The 25,173-nt window shown below is 62.8% G+C and carries 20 protein-coding genes; 18 read left to right on the top strand and 2 right to left on the bottom strand.

What is annotated here, in order from left to right; translation table 11 throughout:
- The first annotated feature begins 108 nt into the window (after positions 1-108).
- The 18 genes from gspE (at position 109) to HFGMBDPB_RS06125 (ending at position 18,603) form a co-directional block, all read left to right on the top strand.
- Positions 109-1,815, top strand: coding sequence for a type II secretion system ATPase GspE (gspE, locus tag HFGMBDPB_RS06210; RefSeq protein WP_016446467.1), 1,707 nt, complete (start codon positions 109-111; stop codon positions 1,813-1,815).
- Positions 1,808-3,025, top strand: coding sequence for a type II secretion system F family protein (locus HFGMBDPB_RS06205; protein WP_016446466.1), 1,218 nt, complete (start codon positions 1,808-1,810; stop codon positions 3,023-3,025). The genes gspE and HFGMBDPB_RS06205 overlap by 8 nt, the downstream gene beginning before the upstream one ends.
- Positions 3,026-3,057: 32 nt before the next feature.
- Positions 3,058-3,498: a type II secretion system major pseudopilin GspG gene (gene gspG / locus HFGMBDPB_RS06200; protein ID WP_017405949.1), complete on the top strand. Its 441-nt coding sequence runs from the start codon at positions 3,058-3,060 to the stop codon at positions 3,496-3,498.
- A gap of 52 nt (positions 3,499-3,550) precedes the next feature.
- A complete protein-coding gene (locus tag HFGMBDPB_RS06195; RefSeq protein ID WP_046240069.1) occupies positions 3,551-3,997 on the top strand; it encodes a GspH/FimT family pseudopilin in 447 nt (148 codons plus the stop codon).
- Complete coding sequence (locus HFGMBDPB_RS06190; protein ID WP_349305359.1) at positions 3,997-4,401, top strand: type II secretion system protein; 405 nt, start codon at positions 3,997-3,999, stop codon at positions 4,399-4,401. The genes HFGMBDPB_RS06195 and HFGMBDPB_RS06190 overlap by 1 nt, the downstream gene beginning before the upstream one ends.
- Positions 4,398-5,066 (top strand): prepilin-type N-terminal cleavage/methylation domain-containing protein, encoded by a 669-nt coding sequence (locus HFGMBDPB_RS06185; protein ID WP_212645072.1) that lies wholly within the window; start codon positions 4,398-4,400, stop codon positions 5,064-5,066. Before HFGMBDPB_RS06190 ends, HFGMBDPB_RS06185 begins: the two co-directional genes overlap by 4 nt.
- Positions 5,067-5,083: 17 nt before the next feature.
- Positions 5,084-5,842, top strand: a complete 759-nt coding sequence (locus HFGMBDPB_RS06180) for a helix-hairpin-helix domain-containing protein (RefSeq protein WP_160852902.1) — start codon at positions 5,084-5,086, stop codon at positions 5,840-5,842.
- Positions 5,843-5,893: 51 nt separating this feature from the next.
- Positions 5,894-7,336 carry a PilN domain-containing protein gene (locus tag HFGMBDPB_RS06175; protein WP_337193897.1) on the top strand — a complete coding sequence of 481 codons (1,443 nt, stop codon included), beginning with the start codon at positions 5,894-5,896 and terminating at the stop codon, positions 7,334-7,336.
- Positions 7,333-7,923, top strand: a complete 591-nt coding sequence (gspM, locus tag HFGMBDPB_RS06170) for a type II secretion system protein GspM (protein ID WP_160852906.1) — start codon at positions 7,333-7,335, stop codon at positions 7,921-7,923. The genes HFGMBDPB_RS06175 and gspM overlap by 4 nt, the downstream gene beginning before the upstream one ends.
- Positions 7,920-8,600, top strand: a complete 681-nt coding sequence (locus HFGMBDPB_RS06165; protein ID WP_160852908.1) for a hypothetical protein — start codon at positions 7,920-7,922, stop codon at positions 8,598-8,600. Before gspM ends, HFGMBDPB_RS06165 begins: the two co-directional genes overlap by 4 nt.
- Before the next feature lie 41 nt (positions 8,601-8,641).
- Positions 8,642-11,095 carry a type II secretion system secretin GspD gene (gene gspD, locus HFGMBDPB_RS06160; RefSeq protein ID WP_160852910.1) on the top strand — a complete coding sequence of 818 codons (2,454 nt, stop codon included), beginning with the start codon at positions 8,642-8,644 and terminating at the stop codon, positions 11,093-11,095.
- Positions 11,096-11,255: 160 nt separating this feature from the next.
- Complete coding sequence (locus tag HFGMBDPB_RS06155) at positions 11,256-11,558, top strand: hypothetical protein (RefSeq protein WP_160852912.1); 303 nt, start codon at positions 11,256-11,258, stop codon at positions 11,556-11,558.
- A gap of 231 nt (positions 11,559-11,789) precedes the next feature.
- On the top strand, positions 11,790-13,472 hold the full coding sequence (locus tag HFGMBDPB_RS06150; protein WP_212645071.1) for a cell surface protein: 1,683 nt from the start codon (positions 11,790-11,792) through the stop codon (positions 13,470-13,472).
- A gap of 85 nt (positions 13,473-13,557) precedes the next feature.
- Positions 13,558-14,502: a peptidylprolyl isomerase gene (locus HFGMBDPB_RS06145; RefSeq protein ID WP_237426667.1), complete on the top strand. Its 945-nt coding sequence runs from the start codon at positions 13,558-13,560 to the stop codon at positions 14,500-14,502.
- Positions 14,503-14,664: 162 nt separating this feature from the next.
- Positions 14,665-15,465, top strand: a complete 801-nt coding sequence (locus HFGMBDPB_RS06140; protein WP_160852980.1) for an ABC transporter permease — start codon at positions 14,665-14,667, stop codon at positions 15,463-15,465.
- Complete coding sequence (locus HFGMBDPB_RS06135) at positions 15,462-16,751, top strand: ABC transporter ATP-binding protein (RefSeq protein ID WP_160852916.1); 1,290 nt, start codon at positions 15,462-15,464, stop codon at positions 16,749-16,751. Before HFGMBDPB_RS06140 ends, HFGMBDPB_RS06135 begins: the two co-directional genes overlap by 4 nt.
- Positions 16,752-16,805: 54 nt before the next feature.
- Positions 16,806-17,702, top strand: coding sequence for a class I SAM-dependent methyltransferase (locus tag HFGMBDPB_RS06130; RefSeq protein ID WP_212645070.1), 897 nt, complete (start codon positions 16,806-16,808; stop codon positions 17,700-17,702).
- Positions 17,703-17,742: 40 nt separating this feature from the next.
- Positions 17,743-18,603, top strand: a complete 861-nt coding sequence (locus HFGMBDPB_RS06125; RefSeq protein ID WP_212645069.1) for a class I SAM-dependent methyltransferase — start codon at positions 17,743-17,745, stop codon at positions 18,601-18,603.
- Between the two features lie 31 nt (positions 18,604-18,634).
- On the opposite strand, the gene HFGMBDPB_RS06120 is transcribed toward HFGMBDPB_RS06125, so the two are convergent.
- Together HFGMBDPB_RS06120 and HFGMBDPB_RS06115 are read right to left on the bottom strand one after the other, a co-directional pair.
- Positions 18,635-21,193, bottom strand: coding sequence for a DUF7657 domain-containing protein (locus tag HFGMBDPB_RS06120; RefSeq protein ID WP_212645068.1), 2,559 nt, complete (start codon positions 21,191-21,193; stop codon positions 18,635-18,637).
- A gap of 136 nt (positions 21,194-21,329) precedes the next feature.
- Entirely contained in the window at positions 21,330-25,154 is a 3,825-nt protein-coding gene (locus HFGMBDPB_RS06115; protein WP_212645067.1) for a methyltransferase domain-containing protein, read from the bottom strand.
- Positions 25,155-25,173: the final 19 nt, after the last annotated feature.

Genomic DNA, 25,173 nt, shown 5'->3' with positions numbered 1-25,173 from the left:
ACAGTTGATGACGGGAAGGCGGCGCCCCTGGGTGTCGCATGCTATGCCTTTGGCGGGGGATGCGGCGACAGTGGATAATCCGCGGCAATGTCTTCCACCAATCACCTCATGGAACCGATTGCCGCTGTCGAAGCCCCGATCAAGGGGCGGCTGGGCGAACGCCTCCTTTCCGCCGGCAAGCTGAACGAGCGCGATCTGCAAAACGCCCTGCAGGCGCAGCAGGAGTTGGGCGGCTACCTGGGCCAGGTGCTGGTACAGCTGGGTGTGGTGGCGGAAACCGACGTGGCCCAGGCGCTGGCCGAGCAGCTGCAGATGCGCTGGCTGCGTGCGGAAGAGTTTCCCGACCTGCTGCCCGACGTGCCTGGCCTGCTGGCCAGTTTTCTGGATGCGCAGTGCGTCTGCCCGATTTCGCTGCAGGACGGCGTGCTCGAAGTGGCCATGTCCGTGCCGCAGGACCCCTTCATCACCAAGGCGCTGCGCCTGGCCACGGGGCTGCAGATCAAGCCCGTGCTGGCGCTGGAGGCCGACATCCGCAAGGCACTGTCCGAAGCAGGCCAGGAACCCGAAGGGGAAGAAGGCCAGGACTGGGAATCGGACGCCACGGGTGGCGACTTCGTCGAACATCTGAAGGACCTGGCCAGCGAGGCGCCTGTCATCCGCCTGGTCACAGGCATCATTTCCCGCGCCATCGAGCTGCACGCCTCCGACATCCACCTCGAGCCCTTTGAAGCCGGCCTGCAGGTGCGCTACCGCATGGACGGCGTGATCCACGCGGCCGAACTCGTGCCGCCGCGCCTGAGCGCCGCCGTCGGCTCGCGCGTTAAGCTGCTGGCCCATCTGGACATTGCCGAGCGCCGCCTGCCGCAGGACGGCCGCATCAAGACCCGCGCCAAGGGCCGCGAACTGGACCTGCGCGTCTCCACCGCGCCCACGGTGCATGGCGAGAGCATCGTCATGCGGGTGCTGGACCGCGCCAGCGTGAGGCTGCGCCTGGAAAGCATGGGCTTCGAGGCGGACACGCTCGAGAAATTCAACACGCTGCTGGCCAAGCCGCACGGCATTGTGCTGGTCACGGGCCCCACGGGCTCTGGCAAGACCACCACGCTGTATGCAGCCCTGTCCAAGATCGACGCGGTTTCCAACAAGATCATCACCGTCGAGGACCCGGTCGAATACCAGCTCGACGGCATCAACCAGATCCAGGTCCATCCCCAGATCGACCTGACCTTCGCCAACGCCCTGCGCTCCATCCTGCGCCAGGACCCGGACATCATCATGATCGGCGAAATGCGTGACGGAGAAACCGCGCAGATCGCCGTGCAGTCCGCCCTGACAGGTCACCTGGTGCTGTCCACGCTGCACACCAACACCGCCGCAGGCGCAGTCACCCGCATGCGCGACATGGGGGTGGAGAGCTACCTGATCACCTCCTCGGTCAACGGCGTGCTGGCCCAGCGGCTGGTGCGCACGCTGTGCTCGCGCTGCAAGCAGCCCGACACACTGCCGACGGCCGCCATCGAGGGCAGCGGCCTCAAGCGCTTTCTGCGCGAGGGCTCGCCCATCTACCGCGCCGTCGGCTGCGAGCACTGCCGCGGCACGGGCTACAAGGGACGTACCGGCATCCACGAACTCATGGTCATCGACGAGCCGCTGCGCCGCGCCATCATCGAAGGCCAGGATGCCAACGCCCTGCATGCCATGGCCGCCAAGAGCGGCATGCTGAGCCTCTATGATGACGGCCTGCGCAAGGTGGCTTCGGGCGTCACCACGCTGGACGAAGTGCTGCGCGTGACCCAGGACCAGAGCGATGCCTGATTACAGCTGGGAGGCCGTGGACAGCCGCGGTCAGATGGTCAAGGGCACTTTTTCCGCTGCGGCCGTGGCCGAGGTGGTGGTGCACCTGCGCAAGAGCCGCCTGTCGCCCATCAAGGTCGAGGAAGCCGCAAGCCTGGGCAATGTGCCGCTGGCGGCGCGTGCGCTCAAGAAAGGCCGCATCAAGGCCGACGACATCCAGGGCATGACCACCGAACTGGCCATCATGATGCGTGCCGGCCTGTCGCTGGACAATGCGCTCAAGGTCCTGGTGGAGATGAGCCACAAGGTGCAGATGCAGGCCATGCTCCAGTCCGTGCTCGACAGCGTCAAGGCCGGCATGCCGCTGAGCCAGGCGCTGGGCAAGCACCATGACCTGTTCGGCGACTTCTATATCAACATGGTGCGCTCGGGCGAGGCCAGCGGCCAGATGTCGGGCGTGCTCAACCGGCTGGTGGAACACATGGCGCGCCAGCGTGCCCTGCGCGACAGCGTGGTCTCGGCCACCATCTATCCGGCCATCCTGCTGGGCGTGGCCGTGCTGTCCCTGGTGGCCATGCTGGGCTTCGTGGTCCCGCAGTTCGAGCAGCTCTTCAACGACATGGGCGACGCGCTGCCCCTTCCCACGCAGTTCGTGATGGGGCTGGGCCATGCGTTTCGCAGCTACGGCTGGGCGGTGTTCATCGTGCTGGGCGCGCTGGGCTGGGCCTTTTCCCGCTGGGCCAAGAGCCCCAAGGGCCGCCAGACCTGGCAATCGTGGCTGCTGGGCCTGCCGGGCCTGGGGGGCGTGGTGCGCAAGTACCAGCTCACCTTGTTCAGCCGATCGCTGGGCACGCTGCTGGGCAACGGCGTCACGTTGCTGACAGCACTGCGCATTGCCAGCGACACGGTCTCCAACGTCGCCATCCGCGAGCGCCTGGAAAAAATGGGTCCCATGGTCAAGGAAGGCCATCGCATGGCCCATGCTGCCCAGAAAACCGGAGAATTCGAGCCCCTGGCCCTGAATCTGGTGCGGGTGGGCGAGGAAACCGGCCGCCTGGGCGACATGATGCTGGAGCTGTCCAACATATTGAACCGCGAGGTCGAAAACGCGATCAAACGCCTCCTGACCATGCTGGAGCCGGCGCTGATCCTGGTCCTCGGTATCCTTATCGCCTCCATCATCGTGTCGATCCTGCTCGGAATCCTGTCCGTCAACGATCTGGCCGTCTGATGAATCTGAATTGTCTGAAAGGTATGTAGAAGATGATGCGCATGCAAAAGCAACTGTCCTCCCGCGCCCGCAAGCGTGGCTTCACGCTGATCGAACTGCTGGTCGTGCTGGCCATCCTGACCCTGCTGGCCGGCCTGGTCGGCCCCAAGGTGCTGAACCAGTTAGGCGGAGCCAAGACCAAGACGGCCGGCGTGCAGATTGCCGACATCGAAAAGGCGCTGGAGCTGTACAAGCTCGACGTGGGCCGCTATCCCACCTCGCAGCAGGGCCTGGACGCGCTGGTCAAGCAGCCCGCTGGCGTCGCCGGCTGGGCAGGCCCTTACCTGAAGGGTGGCGTGCCGAATGATCCCTGGAACAATCCTTACCGCTACACCTATCCGGCTGCCAATGGTGACCTCGAGATCCTCTCGCTGGGCTCCGATGGCACACCCGGCGGAGAAGGTGAAGCTTCCGATATCCGCAACACCAAGTAAGTTGCTGGTCTGACGCCTCAGTGCAACGCTGCCTCCGTGCCGGGAATATGTCTTGAAGCGCGCCCATGGTTTCACGCTGATCGAGTTGCTGGTGGTCTTCGGTATCCTTGCCGCGATCATCGGCATCGTGCCGCCTGCCATGGGCAAGCTGCGCGATGCCGTGGACTATAGGCAGACGGTGCAGGACGTGACGGCCCTGCTGCGCAAGGCGCGCCAGCAGGCCACGTTGCAGGGCATGCCCGTGGCATTTGCGGTCAATACGAATAGTCGGCAGTACGGCATCGCCGGCCAGGCCACGGCCAAGCTGCCCGACAGCCTGACGGTGCAACTGACCACGGCAGCCGGCATGGCCCTGCCTGACGGCAGCCAGACCATCGTCTTCCTGCCCGAGGGCGGTGCCACGGGCGGCAGCATTTCGCTCGCCCGCGCGCAAAGCGGCAGCGGCGTGCGTCTGCGTGTGGACTGGCTGTCCGGCCAAGTCACCAAAGAGGCCCTGTAGTGCGTCGGCGCGCTGGAGCCCGCACCCGGGTGCGGGGCATGACCTTGCTGGAGTTGCTGGTGGCGCTGTCCATCATGGCGATCTCTCTGGCGCTCATCTATCGGGCGGTGGGTGGTTCCGCGCGGGGCGTCGCCAAGCTGGAACAGAACCAGGGCGTGGCCCTGCTGGCCGATTCGCTGATGGACGCCTTCCCCATGGTCGATCCTGGTGGCACCCAGGCTTCGGGGCAGGATGGCATCTATGCCTGGCAGGTGACATCGGCCCCTTTCGCAGTGGGCGGTCTGCCGGAGACCGCCGTGCAGTTGCATGCCTTGCGCATCATTATTTCGACAGAAGATCGCAACTGGGTCTTCGAGACCCTGCGCCCCCAGCGGCCCTTGCAGCCAGGTGAGGTGACTCGATGAAGCTGCGTGGCTTGTCGTCCTCCGGGCAACGTGGCTTCACCCTGGTGGAGTTGCTGGTGGTCATGGTGCTCCTGTCCCTGCTCATGCTGGGGCTGGCGTCGGCCATGTCCACAGTCTCGCAGACGCAGGAGCGTGTCGATGCGCGACTGGACCGCATGGACCACCAGCGTGTGTCCATCGGTTTTTTGCGTACGGTGCTAGGTCAGGTCTCTGCGGAGCGGCGCCGGGGTGGGCAGCGCATGCAGGGACAGAGCCCATTCTTCTTTCAGGCGGGACCCAACGGCATGCAATGGCTGGGGATCATGCCTGCCCGGTTCGGGCTGGGGGGGCGAACACATTTCCAGCTGGCCCTTGAGGGGGATGCGTTGGTGCTGCGATTCACGGCCTGGAGGGGTGCGAACATGGAGCCTGATTGGGGCCAGAGCCAGTCCTACGTAGTCGAACGTGCCGTCTCGGCCTTTTCATTGAACTACCAAAACGCCAAATTGGGCGCATCCAGGTGGACTCCCCTGTGGGAGGACGAAAAGGAGCTGCCCTCGGCAGTGCAGATTCAGTTGCAGACCTCTACGGGCGCTTGGCCTCTAATGGTGGTTTCCTTTCTGACGCCTTCTGCAACGAACCCGAGTGTGGGCGGTGGTGGACCGACATTTGGCGGGGGGCGTTAGTGGTGCAGGATCCTCAGATGCGCAAGCATCCGCAAGCCCGGGGGATGGCGTTGGTCTTGGTCCTCTGGATCGTGGCGGCGCTCGCCATTTTTGCATCCAGCTTGGGCGGGGTGGTGCGCGAGGAGGCCAAGGTGGGGGGGGTGACACGCGACATGGCCCTGGGGCGAGCCATGGGCGAAGCTGCTATCTACCAAGTTTTACAGAGAATGGCGATCAACCCCGCCGATTTTGCGCAATACCAGGTCGTGAGCTTGCCTGGGGCGCATCAGATAATAGAGGTCGAAATCGTGCCATGGAGCGGATTGGTGGACATCAACGCAGCATCTCCCGTGCTGATGGCCGCAGTCTTCTCCCGCCTGGGTATAGGCTCGGGTGAGGCGCTCGCGCAAGCCTTGATGGAGGCGCGGCAGGCAGCGCGCAGCGCAGCCTTTGGAGGAGGGGTCGCCTGGGAAGCCCCTGAAGATCTTTTGCAGGTGCCCGGCGTGAGCTACGGCATCTATGCGCAGATCAAGCCTTTTGTGGTGGCGGATGTTGACGGCCGGGTGGGAGTCAACGCCAAGGCTGCACCGCCCGCGCTGAGACAACTTCTCGAGGGAGTTGGCGCGGGTCAAGGGGGCATTTCCAGCACACGCTATCGATTGACTGCCAGGGTCGTTTTTGAAGGCCAGGGTGCCGCCATGGTGATGCGCGACGTGGAGATCGCCGGCGGCGTTGGCAAGACAGCGCTGCCATGGACAGTGCTTTCAGCGGCCCAGGCGTGGGCCGGACGGATATAGGTGCATCGAAACCCTGGAATGCGCGCGCGTTGCGGCGCGTCCTTGGCGGATGTGGATCAAGAAGGATTCAGCAAAAGTGAAAACGAATTTGTTCATCAGGGATGGGGATCTATGGCGTTGATGACATCCGATGCGAAGCTGTTCGGGCTGGATTTGCGCGGACTTTCGGCTGAGCTGGGAGATGCCTTGCGCAAGCTCTCCCAATCGGCTTGGTTGCGCAGGCTGGCTCCCACATCGTTGGTGGGCGTGTGGGTAAATGCCTCAGGGCCTGTGGGGGCCAAGGTGCGCGGGACTCATATCGAGTGGATCGATTCGGCCCGGGAGGCGCTGGAAAAAACAGCTTATAAGGCCGTATTGCTGGACCCCGAACAAGTGCTGCAACGCGTGGTTGTATTGCCTGTCATGGCTCCGGCGTCGTTGCGCGGTGCCATTGAGCTGGATGTGCATACCATGACGCCTTTTGCGCCACAGGACACCTTGTGGGCCTACGCGGAAAGCCCTGGCCCACAGCCGCCGGGGCGCCTGCGAATCGAAATAGTCATTGCGTCGCGCAGCCAGGTCGAGCAGGTCCTGCGCCAGCAGTCCATGCTGCTGCCTGCCGGCAGCACTCCGGAGGTCTGGGCTCCCGCCAGCACCACCACGGTCATATTGCCCAACTTTGGGGAGTCGCGACGGCGTCACGCCGAGGTGCGGCGGCGTAACTGGATTCTGGTGGGGCTGGGATGTGTGCTGCTTCTGGCGGTGGCGTTGGCTGTCACGCCAACGCTGCAACTGCAGCAACGTGCGCTGGACGCCCGCCAGCAGTTTTCCAGGCTGGCCGAGGCGTCCAAGGACACCGTGGCCAAGCGCCAGCTTCTGGTGGAGGAAGGGCAGGAACTGGGCAAGCTGCAGGAGCGCCTGCAGCAGCAGCCGGATCATCTGCGCGTACTGGCAGCCTTGACGGAGGCCTTGCCCGATGATGCCGCCACGCAGCGCATCGTCCTTCGAGGGAGCAAGCTTACCATCCAGGGCCTCACCGGCAACGCGTCCAATACCGCCGCCATGCTGGCCAAGGTTCCGGGATTCCTGGAGGTGCGCCTGCCAACGGCCGTCACGCGCGTTCCCGGATCCAGTAAGGAAAGCTTCGCGCTGGAGGCCGATATCGACCCCAAGGTTTTGGGTCAATACGTGCGTGAAGAAGACAAGCCGGCGGACGGTTCGGAGGAGGAAGGCGGCACGGGTGTGCAAGCTGAGGCAGTAGGCGCAAAGCCAAAGCCGGCAACCAAGCCTGAATCTTCCAGTGGGAGTCAAACGGATGCCGCCGTTGGTACAAAGCCTGTGAGCGGAACGAAAACTGAAGCTGTCACTGCTGCAGATGCAAAGCCGGCGGCTAAGCCTGAATCTTTGAGTGGGAGCAGGACAGATGCCGCAGTTGGTGCAAAGCCTGTGAACGGATCGAAAACTGAAACCGGCACTGTCGCTGGTACCAATGCCAAGACGAAGGAGCCGCAATGACGGGCTCACGCAAACTGACGCCTCGCCAATGGCTGCTGCTCGCGGGGATTGCTGCCTTGCTGGTTGTGCCTCCTGTGATGTTGGGGTCCTGGGTCCATGCCAAGCACACCTGGGCGCAGGAACAACTGGACACCATGGAGCCACGATATGCACGCCTGGTTGGCTTGCAGGAACAGGTCGATGAAATCCAGCAGGGCCTGGAGCAGATCGCCGAAGCAAAAGCCGCCTATATCTACCCTGCCGAACAGGACAGCACGCAGACCGGCAATGCACTGCAGCAGAGGCTGCGTGCGGTACTGGACAAGTCGGGCCTGGCAGTAGTCAGCAGCCAGATGCGCCCTGCGTCGGAGTCTGAGGAACAGGGGCAGAGCCTGGGCCCCTATGAGCGAATCACCGTCGCCATGACAGCCGAAGGCAATTGGCCAGCCATTCAACTGGCCATATTGTCACTGTCTGAAGTATCTCCCACGGTGTGGCTTGACGAGTTGCAACTGAACCTGGTGGGCAATCTGGTCAACAACAATCCCAAGGTCCTGCCCAAGATCAGTGCGCAATTTACCTTCAGCATTCTTCGGAGCAAGCCGTGAACCAGCGCATTCTTTGGACCGCAGGACTTGCCGTGCCCATGGTGTTGTTAGGGGGGGGGCTCGCGTGGACCTGGCTGACGCCCCAAATGCAACTTAAAGATACCGTCTGGATACCTCCCGAGCCCATAAAGGCCGACATCCAGGCACTGGTACCCGCACCGTTGCCGGTGGTTGACCACGCTCGTCGTGATGAGCAATTGCTGTTGGAAATGCAGGAGCGGCCCCTTTTCGCCATCAGCCGCAGGCCACCACCTCCTCCTCCGCCACCTCCTCCGCCACCAGAGAAAAAGCCTCCAGAGCCCCCGGATGTCTGGAAACAGGCGCGCCTGACGGGTACCTTCGAGGGGGATGTGGCGGGGATCATTTTCTCCCTCGATGGCAAGGAGCAGCGCTTGCTGCTCAACCAGGTCCTGTCCGGATGGAAGCTGCAAAGCGTGCAGGGTCGCAGCGCTGTACTGGCACGCGGCGGGCAGACACGTACGTTGCAATTGGTGAAGGCTTCCATGGACAAAGGCCCTACCATCCCGCCCGGCATGCGAGTGCCTGCATCCCTGCGTGAGGCAGCGGCCCAGGCGCAGGCTTCGGCACCACCCGCCCCGCCTTCGCAGGCGCCATCGCCTGGCGGTGCAGGAGCACCTGCTCAGGCCGATCCCGAGCCTTCCTTTGGCGGACGCTGAGCCATCACCCGCCGAGAAATGAAAGACTGGTCACGAACACCATGAAATTGCATAACAGACCCCTTCAAACCGCCTTGGCACTGGCCGTGTGCCAACTGCTGCTTGCGTGCGCCCAGCAACCAAGGAGCAACTTCGTCAGCCATTTCAGTTCCACTGGGCCGCAGGAAAGCTATATCTTCAGTGGCGACGATGGCAGCAATAAGGACGACGAGGGCAAGGACGCCGGCAGCGAGCCCCGCATCCTGAAAGGCACGGGCAAGCTGCTGGGAGATGCCAAGCCGGCGCCAGTACTCAAGACGGCCCAGGTCAAGCTCAGCTTCGAAGATGCGCCCCTGGCCCAGGTGGTACGTACCGTGATGGGCGACATTCTGGGGCTGGACTATGTGCTGCATCCCCCCATTGCCGGAAACGTGACGCTGCAGACGCAAAAGAACATCTCCGGGGACCAGGCGCTGTACCTGCTGGAAGCAGCCCTGCAGGCCAATGGGCTGGCCATGGCCCGTGATGCGCGCGGTACCTACCATGTGGGTCGAGTCGACGCGCTCAAGAGCCTGGGCGCTCCGGTGCGCCAGGCCTCGGCTTCGGCGCCGCTGGCTCCGGGCTATGGCGCCATCATCATTCCGCTGGACTACATAGGGGCCAACGAGATGGCAGCCATCCTGCGGCCCATGGTGCCGGGGGATGCCATCGTGCGTGTGGACACGGTACGCAACATGCTGGTCATGAACGGCTCGCGTGCCCAGGCCGAGGGCTGGCTGGAGATGGTGCGCACGTTTGACGTGAACCTGCTCGAGGGCATGTCGGTGGGCGTGTTCCCGCTCAAGTATGTGTCCATACAGGAGGTGAACACGGCACTGCAGGTTATGAGCGGTGGGGCGGCGGCCGCAGCTGCCGGTGCAGGAGGCCCAGCCATTGGCTCGGTGGCGGGCCGGCCTGCACAGGGCGCGGCTGCCAACGCGGCCGCGGCGGCGGGGCTGGGCGAAGGCAACCCGATGTTTGGCGCGCTGCGCATCATGCCCATAGAGCGGCTTAACAGCATTCTGGTCATCACGCCGCGCGCCGCATACCTGGAGGAGGCGCGGCGCTGGATCGCCAAACTGGACCAGCCGGGGACCGGCGGCGCGCTTCCCCAGCTCAACATCTACCATGTGCGCAACGGCAATGCCAAACACCTGGCCGGGGTGCTTGCCGGTATCTTTGGGGGAGGAGCCGGTACGGGTTCAACCAACAGCGGTGTCGCGCCGGGCCTGGGTACCTCGACCACTGGGACCAGCAGCTTCGGCAACAGCGGCTTCGGCAGCAGTGGCTTCGGCAACAGTGGCTTTGGCAACAGTGGCTTCGGTAGCAGCGGATTCGGCAGCAGTGGGTTCGGCAGCAGTGGGTTCGGCAGCAGCACGGGCACCGGCCTTCGCATGGGCGGCACGGGCTTTGGACAGACTGGGGTCACGGGACAGACGCAGGGCACGGGCTCCACGGTGGCCAATGTGGGCGGTATCCGCGTCATGGCCGATGAACTCAATAATTCGGTTCTGGTCTGGGGAACTCCTGCTGAGTTCGAGCGCATTGAGGCTGCGCTGAAGAAGCTGGATTTGCCGCCGACACAGGTGCTGATCGAAGCGAGCATAGTAGAGGTCACACTCAACGATACGCTGCGGTATGGCCTTCAATGGGCTTTTAGTGGCGATGTGGGCAACAAGGGATACTCGGGCAACGGGGGGGTGCTTGAAGCAGGAGGAACTAATGCTGGGCCTGGCGCTTCGTCAATGACGGATAGTGGGCTTGGCAGCGTTCTCCTGGGGCAGGGCTTCAACTACACCCTCAAGAATTCCCTGGGAAATATCAAGGCTGTTCTCACAGCCTTGGCAGGTAAGACCCAGGTCAAAGTGGTTGCCAGCCCCACTCTGATGGTACTTGACAATCACCAAGCCGCGATTTCCGTGGGTACACAGCAGCCCTACCAGTCAGGTACTACGGTCGTAGGAACATCGGGTACTCCCATCAGCAACTATGCTTTCAAAGATACGGGTGTCAACCTTCAGGTCACACCATCGGTCAATGCTGGAAATCTTGTCACCATGACGGTCAATCAGTCGGTGACAGACGTGGGAGCAGAGGACAAGGTCACTGGCCAGCGCTCATTCTTGCAACGTCAAATAGCAAGTCGCTTGGCTGTGCGGTCGGGTGAGTCCATTGTCATGGGGGGGTTGATCCAAGAGAACTCCAGTTCTGGACGAGCCGGTATTCCTTACCTGTACGACATGCCAGTGATCGGAAATCTATTTGGTTCCACTAACAACTCTGGCGCACGTACCGAACTGATCGTCATCATCACGCCCCGCGTGGTGCGCACCGATGTGGACGTGCGCGAGGTCACGGAAGGATTGCGCGACTACATGCAGGCGCTCACTCCATTATTGAAGTCTCCTTCGTCGTCAGCGCCTGCCCCTTCGGGGGAACTTGCAGACGCTCCCGCGCGTCAGTCAACCAAGCCTTGAGACCTGGACGCTTCAAGGCCTTGAGATGCAACCAACGGAAAAAAGTAAGATGAAACAATCAATACATGTAAGATTGCGTGGCGCTTGTGCGGTTTTGTTCGCTGCTGGGGTGCTTGCGGGTTGCGTCAGCATGGGAGGCGCGCAGGCTCCCGAGGCGGCCGTGACCCAGCGTTCTGCCGACTACTGGAAGGCACGCCTGTCGGGCGATGTGGACAAGGCCTATGCCCTGACTTCACCGGGCTACCGTGCCATCAACGACCGCGAGAAGTACCGCCTGTCCTATGGAGCCGTGCCGGTGCTCAAGGGCGGCGAGGTGGTGACGATCGAGTGCTTGCCGGAGCGTTGCGAAGTTCGCAAGAACTTTGTGACCCATATTCCGCTGATGAAGGACACACCGGTTCCCCTGATCATCAAGGAGATCTGGATCAAGGACGAAGGCCAGTGGTGGCTGATGCCGCAGTAAGGCCCTGTGTTCCTGGCGTCTGGCCAAGTTCCCCATGCTGTGTCCAGGTGTACACTCGGCACCCTGCATCAGAACCAGGCAGGGTGTTGTTTTTTTTCAAAAATGCTTGGCAGTCCCTTGGAAAGCGATGCAGGTGGACGAATAAGCTGTGCTACGATTCCTCGGCGATCTTTCGTGGTGGCGGCTTTAGATGAACAACGCCCCTTTCTTTTCTTTACTGGAGATAGTTTTATGAAGAAAAATGTTCTGGCCCTGAGCATTGCCGCCATGGTTGGTGGCCTGGGCTTCGCTGGCGCCGCTTCGGCTGCCGTGATCCCTGGTACCGGTGCTAACCTGACGGCTACCGACGCTACCGAACTGCAAGTCGACCCCTCCAACATGGGTCACATGCTGCTGGTGCCTTACTTCAATGCTCAAGCTGGCAACACGACCGTGTTCCACGTGGTCAACACCGACACCAAGAACGGCAAGGCCGTGAAGGTGCGTTTCCGCGGCGCTAGCAACTCCGACGATATTCTGGACTTCCAGCTGTTCCTGTCGCCTGGCGACGTGTGGACCGGCGCCGTGTCCGAAGGCGCCAGTGGCGTGGCCCAACTGGTGACCAACGACGGCACCTGCACGGCCCCCGCCATCGCCAAGGGCGCAGCTACGCCTTTCAACACCCAGCGCCTGAACAGCAGGCTCAGCACCGGTGAGAAGGCCAACCAGACCCGCGAAGGCTATCTGGAAATCTTCAACATGGCTGACATCCCGGCGACTGCCAGCGGGACCAAGGACCTGTACAACGCCATCAAGCACGTCAAGGGCAATGCTCCTTGCGCCGTGGACGGCTCGGATGCACGCAAGCTCCTGAACTCCATCGCTGTGCGTGACTTCTCGGTTGTGCCCGCAGGCAGCACCAACACGGTGGAGCAAGAAGCTCGTGCCGCTGGCTTTGATACGCCTACCGGTGGCCTGATGGGTGACTGGTACATCATGAACGTGGCCCAAACCACCACGTTCGCTGGTGCTGCCACCGCTGTTGCTGCCAAGACCCCTGCTGGCGTGAATGGCCGCGGCAACTTCGTGCACTTCCCTCAAGCGAACTCGGTCATTGCCACCGGTAACATTGCTAACTACACGTCCGATCCGCTGCTGGCTGCTGGTTTCATCTATGATGCGACTGCGGGCACTTACTCGCCTAAGCCCTCTACGGCTACGGTTGTTGCTCGCAACTATGACTTGCCCGACATGTCCACCCCTTACACGGTGAGCGCTGGCACGTCTACCCCTGTGGTTCCTGCTGTTCAGGCTGACAACCTGACTTCGGCCATCGCCGTGACGTCGGTGACCAACCAGTACGCTATGGACACCGTGGTGTCGGCCAAGACTGACTGGGTGTTCTCCATGCCCACACGTCGCTACCAAGTTGCTGCCAACTACGAAGCTGCCACGAACGCTAACGCTTACCGCGTGTTCGCCAAGCAAATCGTTTCTCCCGCTGTGCCTGGCGCTACCAACTGGTTCCACGGTGCCAACACTTCGGTGGACACCGCCGGCAACATCTGCGTGAAGGCTGATGGCCAGCAGTTCTGGGACCGTGAGGAAAACACTCCGGAACCTGGTGCTGAAGAGCCCGTGTTCTCGCCTAGCACCCCCGGTGAAGCTGCTGTCGTCCGTTTCTGCGGCGAAGTCAGCGTGCTGACCTTCAAGGACGCCAACACCTCGGTGCTGGGCGCTGCGGTTGCCCGTCAGAACGTGGATGAAGGCCCGTACGAAAACGGCTGGGCTGTGGTCTCCACGGCCAACGGCACTGCTGGCCTGCCCATCCTGGGTAGCTCGTTCATCAAGCTGACGAACCCCCAAGCTGCTGCCGGCACCGTTGGTACCTACGGTATCACTTGGCCCCACCGCTTCACGCGCAATGTTCCCTAATTAGCGGGAAACTTCATCACGCGTAAGTGATCACAAAAAGGCGGGAGGCAACTCCCGCCTTTTTTATTTTTGATGTAGTGTGACCATGAGTAACTCCATTCGCCGATTTCGTCATCTGACCTGTGTGTCTCTGGTCGTGTTGACCAGCCCGTTTATGTTGGCGGCACATGCCGCGCCCCTGGTCCAGGGGGATGGTGTGGCCGTAACAGCCGATGACATCAAGGCAGACGGCATACTGCGCGTGCCTGAACATGTTCGTGCCGAGCTCTACTCCAAGCCCCAGTCTGTAGAGCAGATCGCCGGCAACCTCCATGTGCGCCGCGTAATGGCGGAGCAGGCTGTCAAGGATGGCCTGGGCGACCGGCCGGAAGTGAAGGCTGCCATTCAGATCATGCGCGACAAGGTTTTGTCCGATGCCATGCTGGCCGAATTCGATCGCAAGCATGCGCCCTCGGAGCAGGATGCCGAGCGCCTGGCTCGCAACATCTACGCGGCCCAGCCCGAACGCTTCAAGGCAGAAGAGCAGGTTCGCGTGCGACATATCCTGGTGTCGGGCCAGGACGACGCGGCCAAGGCCAAGGCAGAACAGTTGCTCAAGCAACTGCGCGATGGCGCTGATTTCGCCAAGCTGGCAGAGCAGGAGTCGGCCGATAAGAGCAACGCGGCCAAGGGTGGGGACCTGGGCTTCTTCGGTAAGGGGAAGATGGTCCCGGCCTTCGAGACCGCAGCCTTCGGCCTGAAGAAGAAGGGTGAGCTTAGCGATGTGGTGGCTACCCAGTTCGGTTTCCATATCATCCAGCTGGAAGAGCACCGTGCCGCTGGGACCAAACTCTTTGAGGAAGTCCGTCCGGCCCTACTGCGCGAAGTGCGCAGCTCGGCACAGCGCGATGCGCGCCAGGAGATGGTGCAAAAGATCCAGAAGGACGCCAAGATTGACAAGGCTGCGGTCGAAGCCTATGCGGCTGAGTTTCAGAAGCAGCTGGATGCTGCGGGCAAGCCCGCATCGGCGAGTACAACGGCCAAGCCCTGATTTAAGTACACTCCACAGCTTGCTTTGACTGGCTCCTGGGCTGGCACGGCCTGTTGTGTGGCTTGCTGAAATGACAGGCCCCGCCCCGCACATGCGTGCGGGCGGGGCCTTTGTACTGCCCAGGTCCTGGGGTTTCACCATGTTCAAGAATCGCAGGGATTGATGCGCTTTTTAGTCGATGAATGCGTGGCGCTGTGGCGGGCCCGTGGGCTGCTATGGGTGATGACCCGGCGCGAGGTGGCCGCACGCCATGCGGGCACTGCTGCAGGCGTGCTCTGGCCTTATCTACAGCCATTGCTGACAGTGGCCGCCTACTACCTCGTGTTCGACGTGGTCTTTTCCATGCGCCTGGGCGACAACGCGCCTACGCATGCCGTGGGTGCTTTCCTGGTGGTGGGGGCCTTGCCTTGGATGGCTTTCTGCGATGCCACGGCACGGGGCATGAACAGTCTGGTGGAGGCCGGTGGCATCCTGCAGAAGAATCCGCTGCCACCGGTGCTCTTTCCCCTGCGTGCCGTGCTGGCCAGCAGCGTGATCTTCGGTCCGCTGCTGCTGCTGGTGGCCCTGGCCTACTTACCGCAGCATGGTTTGAATTCGTCGCTGCTGGCCTTGGTGCCCTTGCTGTTGGGCCAGTTGCTGCTGTGTGCGCTGCTTGCCTATGCGCTGGCCATCCTGACGGCGGCATTGCGCGACGTGGGCCAGCTCGTGACCTTTTTGCTGTCGGTGGGCATTTATCTGTCGCCCATCCTGTTTCCGCTGGCCCTGTTTCCCGAGCGCTGGCGTTGGGTGCTCTGGGCCAATCCCATGACCGCGCTGGTGCTGGGCTACCAGAATGTGCTGCTGCAAGGGCTGTGGCCCCAAGCCGCAGTATGGGTGGCGATCGGGGCCTGGGTACTGGTGCTGGCCGTGCTGCTCAATGGTCTGGTGCGGCGCAGCCGCGATCAACTGGTGGACTGGCTATGAATGCCAAGCATGTGGAGCTGCCCGGCGACCTGGTCCTGCGTGTGCAGGGCCTGGGTAAGGAGTACAAGCTGTATCCGTCGCCACGCGCGCGCTTCAAGGCGCTGCTGACGGGCGCGGCCACGCACCGCAGCCACTGGGCGTTGCGCGATGTCTCTTTCGAACTGCACCGAGGCCAGTGCATTGGCGTGATCGGCGACAACGGTGCTGGCAAGAGTTCGCTGCTCAAGCTGTTGGCGGGGACCTTGCAACCCAGTTGCGGACAGATAGAACGCGTGGGCCGGGTGACGGCCATCCTGGAGCTGGGTGCGGGATTCCATCCCGATTTCAGTGGACGGGACAACCTGTATTTCGGTGGCAGCCTCATCGGCATCAACCCTGAGCGCATGCGTGAACTCGAACCCGAGATCGCGGCCTTCGCCGAACTGGGCGAAGCAATGGAGCGCCCGGTCAAAACCTATTCCTCAGGAATGACCGTGCGCCTAGCGTTTGCGCTGGTGACAGCCGTGCAGCCTGATGTACTGATCATCGATGAGGCGCTGGCTGTGGGCGACCAGCATTTCCAGAAGAAGTGCATAGAGCGCATCATGGCGTTCCGCAACAGCGGCTGCACGATTTTGTTCTGCTCGCACAGTCCCTACCACATCCGCCATCTGTGCGATGCCGCGCTGTGGCTGCGCGGGGGGCAGGTGGCGCAGTTCGGCGATACCGAGCAGGTGTTGGCGGCCTATGACCTGCATACGCGAGAGCGCCAGGAGCGCGAGCAGCAGGCCCTGGCCGGCGGCGGGGACTGCGCAGCCGAGAGCGAGACAGCGCAGTCGGCTCAGGCTGCGCCTGTCTGTGATGTGCCGGCAGGGCGTGTGGCTGCTGCGGACAGCGGCTCGGCCTGCATTCTTTCCGTGGATGTGAAGGACCTTGCCGAGCCTGTGGGCGATCAGCCTGGTCTTTTGCAAAGCCAGGATCTGGTCGTTACTATCACGGCGCGCGGCCGGGGGAACGAGCGGCCCCATATCGGCTTCATGATCGAGCAGTCGAAGGGGGTGGGGATCACTTCCCTGGCCACACACGAGGATGGGGCCGTCCCGCGCCAACTGCCGGACGGGACTTGGCAGACCGTTCTGACCTTCCCGGAACTGCCGCTGCACAGCGGAGACTATGTGATCAGCGCCTTCCTGTTCGATGAGACGGGTCTGGCCGTCTACGACGAGTGGTTCCAGTTCCTGCACCTGCGCTTCATCTTCCCCAAGCCCTTGCCGGGCCTAGTGCGGCTGCCCCACCACTGGAGCTGAGTCCGTACGGCGGGATACACGGCTGCCTGTCGTTGGCTCCATAATCCACACCCCATGACATCCGACAATTCTTCGAATCCCCCGAGTGAAGGCCAGCGACTGCTGCAGGAAGCGCAGCAACTTTTGGAGCAGGGAGACCGCGCAGGTGCGGCCCAGGTGCTGGTCAGGGCTCGTGAAAGAGACGACAGCCTGTTGCAGGCTCACGCCTTGATCGAAACCCATGGCCTTGTGGGCTCGTTCTCGAACATCATGGGTCTGGATTGCAGGATTTCGCCCAAGGACGACATTTTTGGTTTCTTCCGAGGCCATCCGTCCAGTGTGAATCCACTGCGCGACTATTTCTCCGATGGCTGGCGCACTCTGTCCGAGCTCATGCTGTTGCTGGAGGCCGTGGATAGGCCCTTGCTGCGGACTTCCAGCGTGCTGGAGTTCGCAAGCGGCCATGGCCGCTTCACACGGCACTTGGTCAAGGCGCTGGGGGCGGAGCGTGTGACGGTCTCGGACATCGTGGCCGATGCCGTGGATTTTTCGCAGCGGACCTTTGGTGTGAAGGGCTTTGCATCGGCCAGCGTGCCGGAGCAGGTACGCTGGCCCCAGCAGTACGAACTGGTGTTTGTGCTTTCGCTGTTCAGCCATCTGCCGCGTTCGACCTGGACTCGCTGGCTGCAGGTATTGCGCGATGCAGTCGCGCCGGGCGGTCTGCTGGTATTTAGCACCCATGGCGTCAAGGCGGCGGATTTCGATAGCGTGAAGCTGGATGATGATGGATTTTTCTTCGCTCCTTCCAGCGAGTCGAATGCCATCGATGCCAATGAGTACGGCACGGCGTTCACCTCCGAGCGTTTCGTGCTGGACCGCATCGCCGAGACCTGGGGCAGCGATGCGCTGCGCCACCGCTCGCTCGTGCATTTCTGGAACCACCAGGATGCCTATGTGTTGCAGCGGCGGTGAGCGGTATCGGGGCTATTGAGAAAACAAAGAGGACGATTGCATGAGTTGGATGCTGCGGTTGCAGGAGCGGTTGTTCGGGCTGGCGGCATGGGATGCCAGCAAGATCACGGATGAATGGTTCCGTGCGCATTTCAACTATGCGGCCGATCTGGTCCATGACTGGCTGGGGCGGTCGCTGGACCTGTCCAGGGTCCGCTTGCTTAACTTCGGCTGCGGTGATGGCATTACTGATCTGGCGCTGGTGCTGCGCCATGGCGCCACCTCCATCCATGGCATCGATATCCGCCAGGAGTATTCCAAGCTGCCTCGCATCGCGCGGGAGCAACTGGGCATGTCGCGCATTCCCGCAGCGCTGAGCTTCGAGACCATCGAACCGAACTCGCCATTGGCTGGCCGGCATGCCAGCTACGATGGCTTGCTGAGCTGGTCGACTTTCGAGCATGTGCAGCGGGACAAGGTACTGCCTATCCTGGCAGACCTGCATGCCTGCCTGCGGCCGGGTGGCGTGTTCTTCCTGCAGATCGAGCCCCTTTTCCATTCGCCCTGGGGCTCGCATCTGCGCCGCTATGACGATGTGCCCTGGCACCATCTGATAGCCTCGGAAGAGGAGCTGTGGAGCATCATAGAAAAGCACGAGGGCCCTCTGGATTCCGCCGAAGTGGATTTCGGCTTTGCGGACTTCGGTGTGGATGGCTACAAGCGCTTTGTGTTCAAGGAATATCAGGCGCTGAACCGACTGACCGCCGACGAATTGATCGATATCGCCCGGCAGGCCGGTTTCGATGTGCTGCGCGAGGAACGGCGCCATGTGGACATGCCCATCCCCGATGCATTGCAGGGCCGCTATCCCGAAGATTGGCTGCGCAACAACGAGATCCTTTTGCTGCTGGGCAAACGCTAGCCGCAAGGGGCTGCGGCTCCGGGCCTCTGTGTCAATCGACCGTGCGGTAGAAGCTCCAGTTGCCCTCGGACTTCAGGCGCCGCAGGTGCGGATTCTGATTCAGACCTTGTTCATGACGCCGCGGCGCCGCGATATGGGTCGCGGCAATCTTCGAGAAATCGAAGCTGCGTGTGTTCACTCGTAGCAGCACATGGTCCAGGCTATGAAGGATCGGCTCGAAATCCGTGCCTTGCAGTTCGGCTCCTTCTATGGTCAGGTGCTGATAGCGGTTGTAGGTGCCGAAGTATTTCTTTCCGGGGTCCAGCTTCTCCCAGAAAGCCAGAGGTGGGTGGTAGAAGATGCCGGAGCTGATCCTGAGACCGGATGCCGCCAGTGCCATGGCCTGGCGATGATCGTCCAGCACTACCCAGCGGGCCTGGCCTGAGGTGGCATCGATGTCCAGCTGTCTCAAGACCTGTCCAGGCTCCACATGCGCAGGCGCCTGCAGCAGCGGGTTGAAGGGCAGAGCCGTGCCCAGCATCCAAACCATGTAGATGGTCATCGCTGCAACGAATTGCCGGTTTGCCAACAGCAGGGCCAGGATGGCGAAGGCAGCGGCCGTGATGGCGGCTACGCCGGGACTGATGGTCTCGGAGATCGCCACAGGCAGCGTGGAATAGGTGAAGGCTGCCAACCAGGCGCAGGCTGCGGCACCCATTGCCGCCAGTGTCGGCAACTGCCACGGCCTTGCTGTCAGGGGCTGGCTGGACTCCAGGATCCCGGGCTGGGCAGGCCACTGCTTGCCGAGCACTGTGGCCAGCAGCCAGGTCTGTGCCAGCAGCAGGCCGATATCCGTGCGGTAGACCGGGACCTTGGCCCATTGTGTCGCCTGAGCCAGCCAGAGAGGCACGCCATGGTATGAAAAGTACAGCGTCCAGCAGATGAAAACCAGGCATATGACTCCCATGAGATCCAGTGGCAGTGGCGTGCGCTGCCGCATGCCCTGCGCTTGCTGCCAGGCGAACAGCAAGGCCAGCGGAATGGCCAGGAAGATGTAGGAGCCGGCATCGCTGGGGACTAGCATGTCGGTGATGTGGAACATCTGGTCCGGGCCGAAAAGTCCCCGGGCCAGGTACCAGGGGTCCATGTATCCCCCGGTCTCCATGCGCTTGCCCGGGTAGACGGTGGCGGCAATCGACGAAACGGCGTCTGCAGCATGAAGCCACCATGTGTAGAGCAGGAGGGCCGTCACAATCGCCATGACCGCCGCGAGGAATGCCTGATGCCAGTTCCAGCGCCAGTCCATGCGGCGCATGTACAGCCAGGCAATGGCCAGCGGCCCCAGCAAGCTGGCAACTACCACAAGCCAGGCCGGATACAGGGTGAGTGCAAAGCCAGCCAGCGCCCAGCCTGCCACCAGGGCTCGGGGCAGCACCTGCCGTATGGACTGCTGCGTCCAGGCGGTCAGGAACATGCCGAAGGCGAGCAGTGCGAAAAACAGGATGTAAACAGGCCAACCCGACCACCCCAAGGACATGGGTGATGCACTCACGCTGAGTGCCAGAACGGCTGCTGGCTGCCAGCGCAGCTGTGCGATGCGTACCAGGGCCCACAGGCAGGCCGCGAATCCGGCAAAGTAAGGGAACCACCAGTACCACGCGAGGGCCCTTCGCAAGTCAAGGGCAAAAAAGCCCCAGGTGGCTGGCTTGGCGAGCGCAGAAAGATTGGAGACAGGCACACCGCTCATGCCCACGGTGTTCATGTTGTGGCCGGCGCTGGAGAAAGCCGTGCTGGTGTTCTCGAAGCGCTTCAGCAGGAGACCGGGTGCGGCGGCCTGGTATTGGCTGATGGCCATGGCGGTGATGACCTGCCATTCGTCGCTGCGAATGATCTGGGGGGAGCCAATCCAGGATTTCTCATCATGTATGACAAGTTCGTCATTCTGAAATAGCAGGGAGACGGAGGAGCCGGTCCAACCGCCTGCTACCAGAATGATGAAGGCCGCTGCGGTCGTTGCGCCAAAGGCCCTTGCGTCAATGCGTAGCCTGGATTGCCAGCCAGACAGGGACAGCAGCAGGACCAGTGCCGGCAGCGCGAAGGCCACAAGTGCGCCGGCTCTGCATGGCGAGCTGGCACGGGCGGGCTGGTGCAGCGTGATCTGCCGGGCCTTGTCCAGAACCGACAGATCAAAGTGCTGTCCATCCGTGGTCATGATTTTCATGCGCACGGCGTAGGTGCCGGAAGCCATGTCCAGGTCGAGTGGGGCGCGGATGTGGAATCCTGAGTTGGCCCAGCCCGGGTTGCCTGTGGCCGCCACGACGTCTGGTCTGGGATAGGACAGTGCGTTGAGCCGGCCTTGGTAGACCAGACGCTCGTCCAGGAAGATCGAGGCCTGGGTGGGAAAGGCCTGGCTGCGCGCTGACCCGCTCCAGCCTTTGGCGATCAATTGCTGTTTGGCTGCGTCGAAATGGACCTCTTCCAGTACCCCCTGATCGTGGAGCAAAGCATCGGCCGCAGCCGCCGGCCATGAAAAGCAGCAGAGCACCATGGCACTCAGCAATGCTGCTATCTGATGAACGGTTATGTAGAGTGACTGGCGAATGGGATACATGGCCGGAGCAGCGTTGTCAACCTGTGCGCGATTTGGACCTTGCCTCACGGCAACTGGCAAGGTCCAGGGCTGGATCGGTGGATTGGGTCGTAGCCCAGGGCAAGCCCCACTTGGTTGTCGCTTGTCCCGGTCAGGCTCAGGCCTGCAGCCAGTTTTTAACGCGCCGTTGCCAATGCGCGGGGATGCGCCTTGCCAAGCCGCGCAAGAGGGGCATTGAACGCAGCCTCATGAGGGTCGTAAGCGCCAGGGAACTTGCCACATGTGCCTTGTGCTGCACGTGGTGGGTGGACAGAAAGGCAGGGGGAAGAGGCTGGAGCAGGGCTTGTTCCGGGGGCTGCAGGCCTTGCAGGTAGCTGCGGGAATAGAAATCCTGCCCAGGCAGCGCCTGGGTAGTGCCGCCGGCGGGTTGAACATCCGGGGCCTGCTGGGGGATGAATTGCTCCTGGCGCACCTTGACGAAGAAGTCCAGCCATTGGGCGGTGCTGGAGTCCCAGGGCATGACCCAGGACCAGTCGCGGCCTGCCAGCCTTTCGGGGAAGGCCCCTATGTCGGGCGCGACGATGGGCAGTCCGGCGGCCAGGCAGGCGCTGAGCGTGTAGCTGTAGGTCTCCGGCCATTGGGCGGGGAACCAGGCCAGGTCGGGCTGCAGCCACTCCAGCAGCGCAGGCAATTCCTCTTCCTTGTAGCCACCATGCACCGTCAGGCGTGCGCGTGGCTGGGTCTGCAGGCTGCGGTAGCCATAGCCGAGCAGATGGAATTCCACAGGAGCTCCGCGTTTGGCGGCTTCGATAGCCACGGCTTCAAGCACGTCGGCCCCCTTGATGGCACTCATGGCTCCCAGCACGACGATCTTGAGTGGGGCCGTGGCGGCCAATGTGCGTGCCGTTGGGGTCGGCAACTGTGCCGGCATGTCGGTGTGGGCAACGGCCTGGACGCGTGCCCCGGGCACGAAGCCGGCGATCCGGCTGGCTGTGTCCTGGCTGGGGGCCAGCACATGGCGCGCGTTGTTCAGCAGCAGCGCATTGCGGTGGCGCCACTGGGCCACGGTGCCGGCATAGGGGGCTGTGTCCGTTGGTTCGCAGCAGCCGCATTCGCCCGCGCGGGGCGGCACGATGTAGCGGTTGTCGATGCCGGTCAGCGAGATATTCTTGCAGTAGGTGTAGAAATCATGGGCCGTGAAGTCATGGGCCGTTCCCAGGCGTGCGGGCAGGTCCAGGATGGCTTCGCTGTGGCCCAGTAGATGCTGGTAGTGCACGTGCACTACGCCCAGTTGGCGCAGGGCCTGCACCAGCTCCTCCATCTGGTCGTTGATGCGGAAGGCGAGCTCGAAGGCTTCCTTCTCTTCGGCACGGCGCAGGACCACGACTCCACCTGCGGCTGGGGACAACATGAGGAACAGTGCCTTGCCTTGCAGGAACTGCGCCAGTTCGCAGACATGGCGCACGGTGCCGCCCGCCCGATCGTGGAGCACGGCCAGCACCACGGGCTGCTGCGCTGCCTCCGCCTGCAGGCGTGCCACATCCAGCGCCAGGCGTGCCGTGCGCGCAGGGTCGGCCTGGACGAAGGCCATGACATCGGCTTCGTAGCGCGGATGCAGCCTGCGCAGGGTTTCCATGGCGGCACGTTCACGCGGGCTCTTGCTTTCTCCGAAGCTCACGCCGCCTGTGTGCAGCACGAAGGTGTCCAGCAGATGCAGGTTGCGCCAGCCAGCGGCTGCGGCACGCTGGCAGAAGTCGTTTTCCTCGCCATAGCCCTTGCCGAAGTGCTCGGTGTCGAACAGGCCGACGGCGTTCAGGCTGTCGCGGCGGATGTACATGCAAAAGCCCACGCCGGTCGGCACGTCCACCACCTGGCCGGGGTTGGTGCGCGCGCACAGTGCGTCGATGGCGGCCGTGTCCATGCCGGGCGGCAGGTCGTTGCCCTCGCAAAAGCGCGGGTAGCTGCAGATGGTGGCGTTGTTGGAAAACGGCGTGACGGAGGCGATGCGTGCATCGCCGTAGGCAGCCTGGCGGATGCGGTCCAGCCAGTCATTGGCAACCACGGTGTCGCTGTTGAGCAGCAGCACGTCATGGGCGGTGTTCAGCGCCATGCCGCGGTTGACGGTGCCGACGAAGCCGAGGTTCTCCTCGTTCTCCAGCAAAGTGATGCGGGGCTCCTGCGCAGCCTTCTCGCGCAGCCAGGCCGTGACTTCGGGCTCCGGGCTGGCATCGTTGATGACCACGAGTTGCCAGTGCGTGCGGCAGGGGCTGGCCAGAACGGATTCGATGCAGTTGCGCGTGTCGTTCAGGCCGCGGTACACGGGCACGATCACATCGACGGGCTGCTGCGGCATCGGCTGGGGCACGGGTGTGTGGAGGACAGGGGCAGGCACGGGCGTGCTGCCCAGCAGGCGGTCAATGCGCATCTTGGCGTGGACGAGAGGGCGCGTGGCCCGGAAGACGGTGGAGTTCTCTATATCGCGCAGGTGCTGCTCCAGGCGCGCGAAGTCCCGCTGCACGCGGGTGGCCTCCTGCTGCCAGATGGCGCGTTCCTTGCTTTGTGCCGCGTGGCTCTCTTCTAGCAGAGCATTTCGATGCGAAAGGCCCTTGATGGAGTCACTCTTGTGCTGAATCTCAACATTCAGTCCTTGAAGCTCATTGGCGAGCCGGCTAAGGGTTTCCGCATGTTGCTGTTCATGCACCAGTTGCTGGGTGTGCAGTTGATCCTGCAGATCATTGGCCCGGCTGCGCTCCTGCGCGATCTGCCGTTCAAGCGGCTGCACGGCGCCCGCCAGCGCCAGATAGTCGGCCGACATGGGCCATCCCATCTCGATCTCCAGCGAGGCGCCACGCAGTGCAGCCAGGGTTTCTGCGGGAATGGGCAGTTCGAACCAGGGGTCATCGCCGGTCAGAAGCAGCATCAGCGAGAAGGCGCCTGCCGGATGAAGTCCATTCCACACGAGCTGATGATGCGGGCGTTGCCCCAGCAGGGCGGCGTCCGAATCCTCGGGCAGCCATTGCCAGACGACGGCGCCTTGCGCATCGAGCAAGGCCAGCCGGTGCAGGTGTATGAAGCCCGGCCGGTCGGCCAGGTCCAGACGCAGATGGCTCAGTGAAGTGTTGTGGTCGGGCAGCGCAAAGCGAAGTGTCTGGCGTGCCTGGCCAATGATGCCCGTGGTGGAGAGCTTGCTTTCTTCGTCATAGCGGCCAGCGCGTGCCATGTAGAGCTGTGCCGTGAATAGGGCATGTGCCTGTGGATAGTTCACCGGCGGCTCGATGGCCTGTGCCTGGGCCACCGGGGCGGCACTGGCGATGAACTGGTAGGCCAGTGCATCGGGTGTGGCCAGCAGGTGGCGGGCAACGGCAGGGGGCAGGCTGTCGTAGGCGACGCGGAATTCGGATTCGGGTAGCGCCCGTTCGATGGTGTCGATGTCGTCCACCTGCCAGCCTTGCTCGGCCAGAAAGCGCGACAGCGAGCGCCGCGTGAAAAAACGCAGGTGGGTGCGGTCCAGCAGGCCTTCTTCGCGGTAGCGGAATTCGCCATGCAGCAGTTCTGCCACCAGGCCGCTGTAGCCTGCATTGGGCACGGAGATCAGCAGACGGCCTTCGGGCGTCAGCCGCTTGCGGCATGCAGCCAGGATGCGCTCGGGCTGGCGAAGGTGCTCCAGCACGTCGGCGCAGACGATGTAGTCATAGCGCGCATCGCCGAAGAGCTGGTCCAGATCGCAATCCTCCAGGTCGGCCACATGGACATGGCGGTAGAAGGGCGCTGCATGGCGGGCTTCTTCCTGGCTCAGGGTGACGCCATCGCAGACGCATTGCTTGTGCTCGGCGAGAAAGGCTCCAAGTGCACCGCTGCCGCAACCCAGATCCAGTATGTGCGCCTGGGCCCGGACATGGCCGGCCAGCACGGACAGCGACGTGCGCTCGTTCAGATCGACAGTGCGCAGGTAGACGTGGGGATCGGGAATGGGTGTGGTCATAGGAAAAGGGGTGCCGGGC

Origin of the sequence: Delftia sp. PE138 (assembly GCF_018320755.1) — a bacterium.
Lineage (GTDB): Bacteria > Pseudomonadota > Gammaproteobacteria > Burkholderiales > Burkholderiaceae_C > Comamonas > Comamonas tsuruhatensis.
Note: the sequence above shows the minus strand (reverse complement) of the source record. Positions and strands in the feature narration are given on the sequence as shown.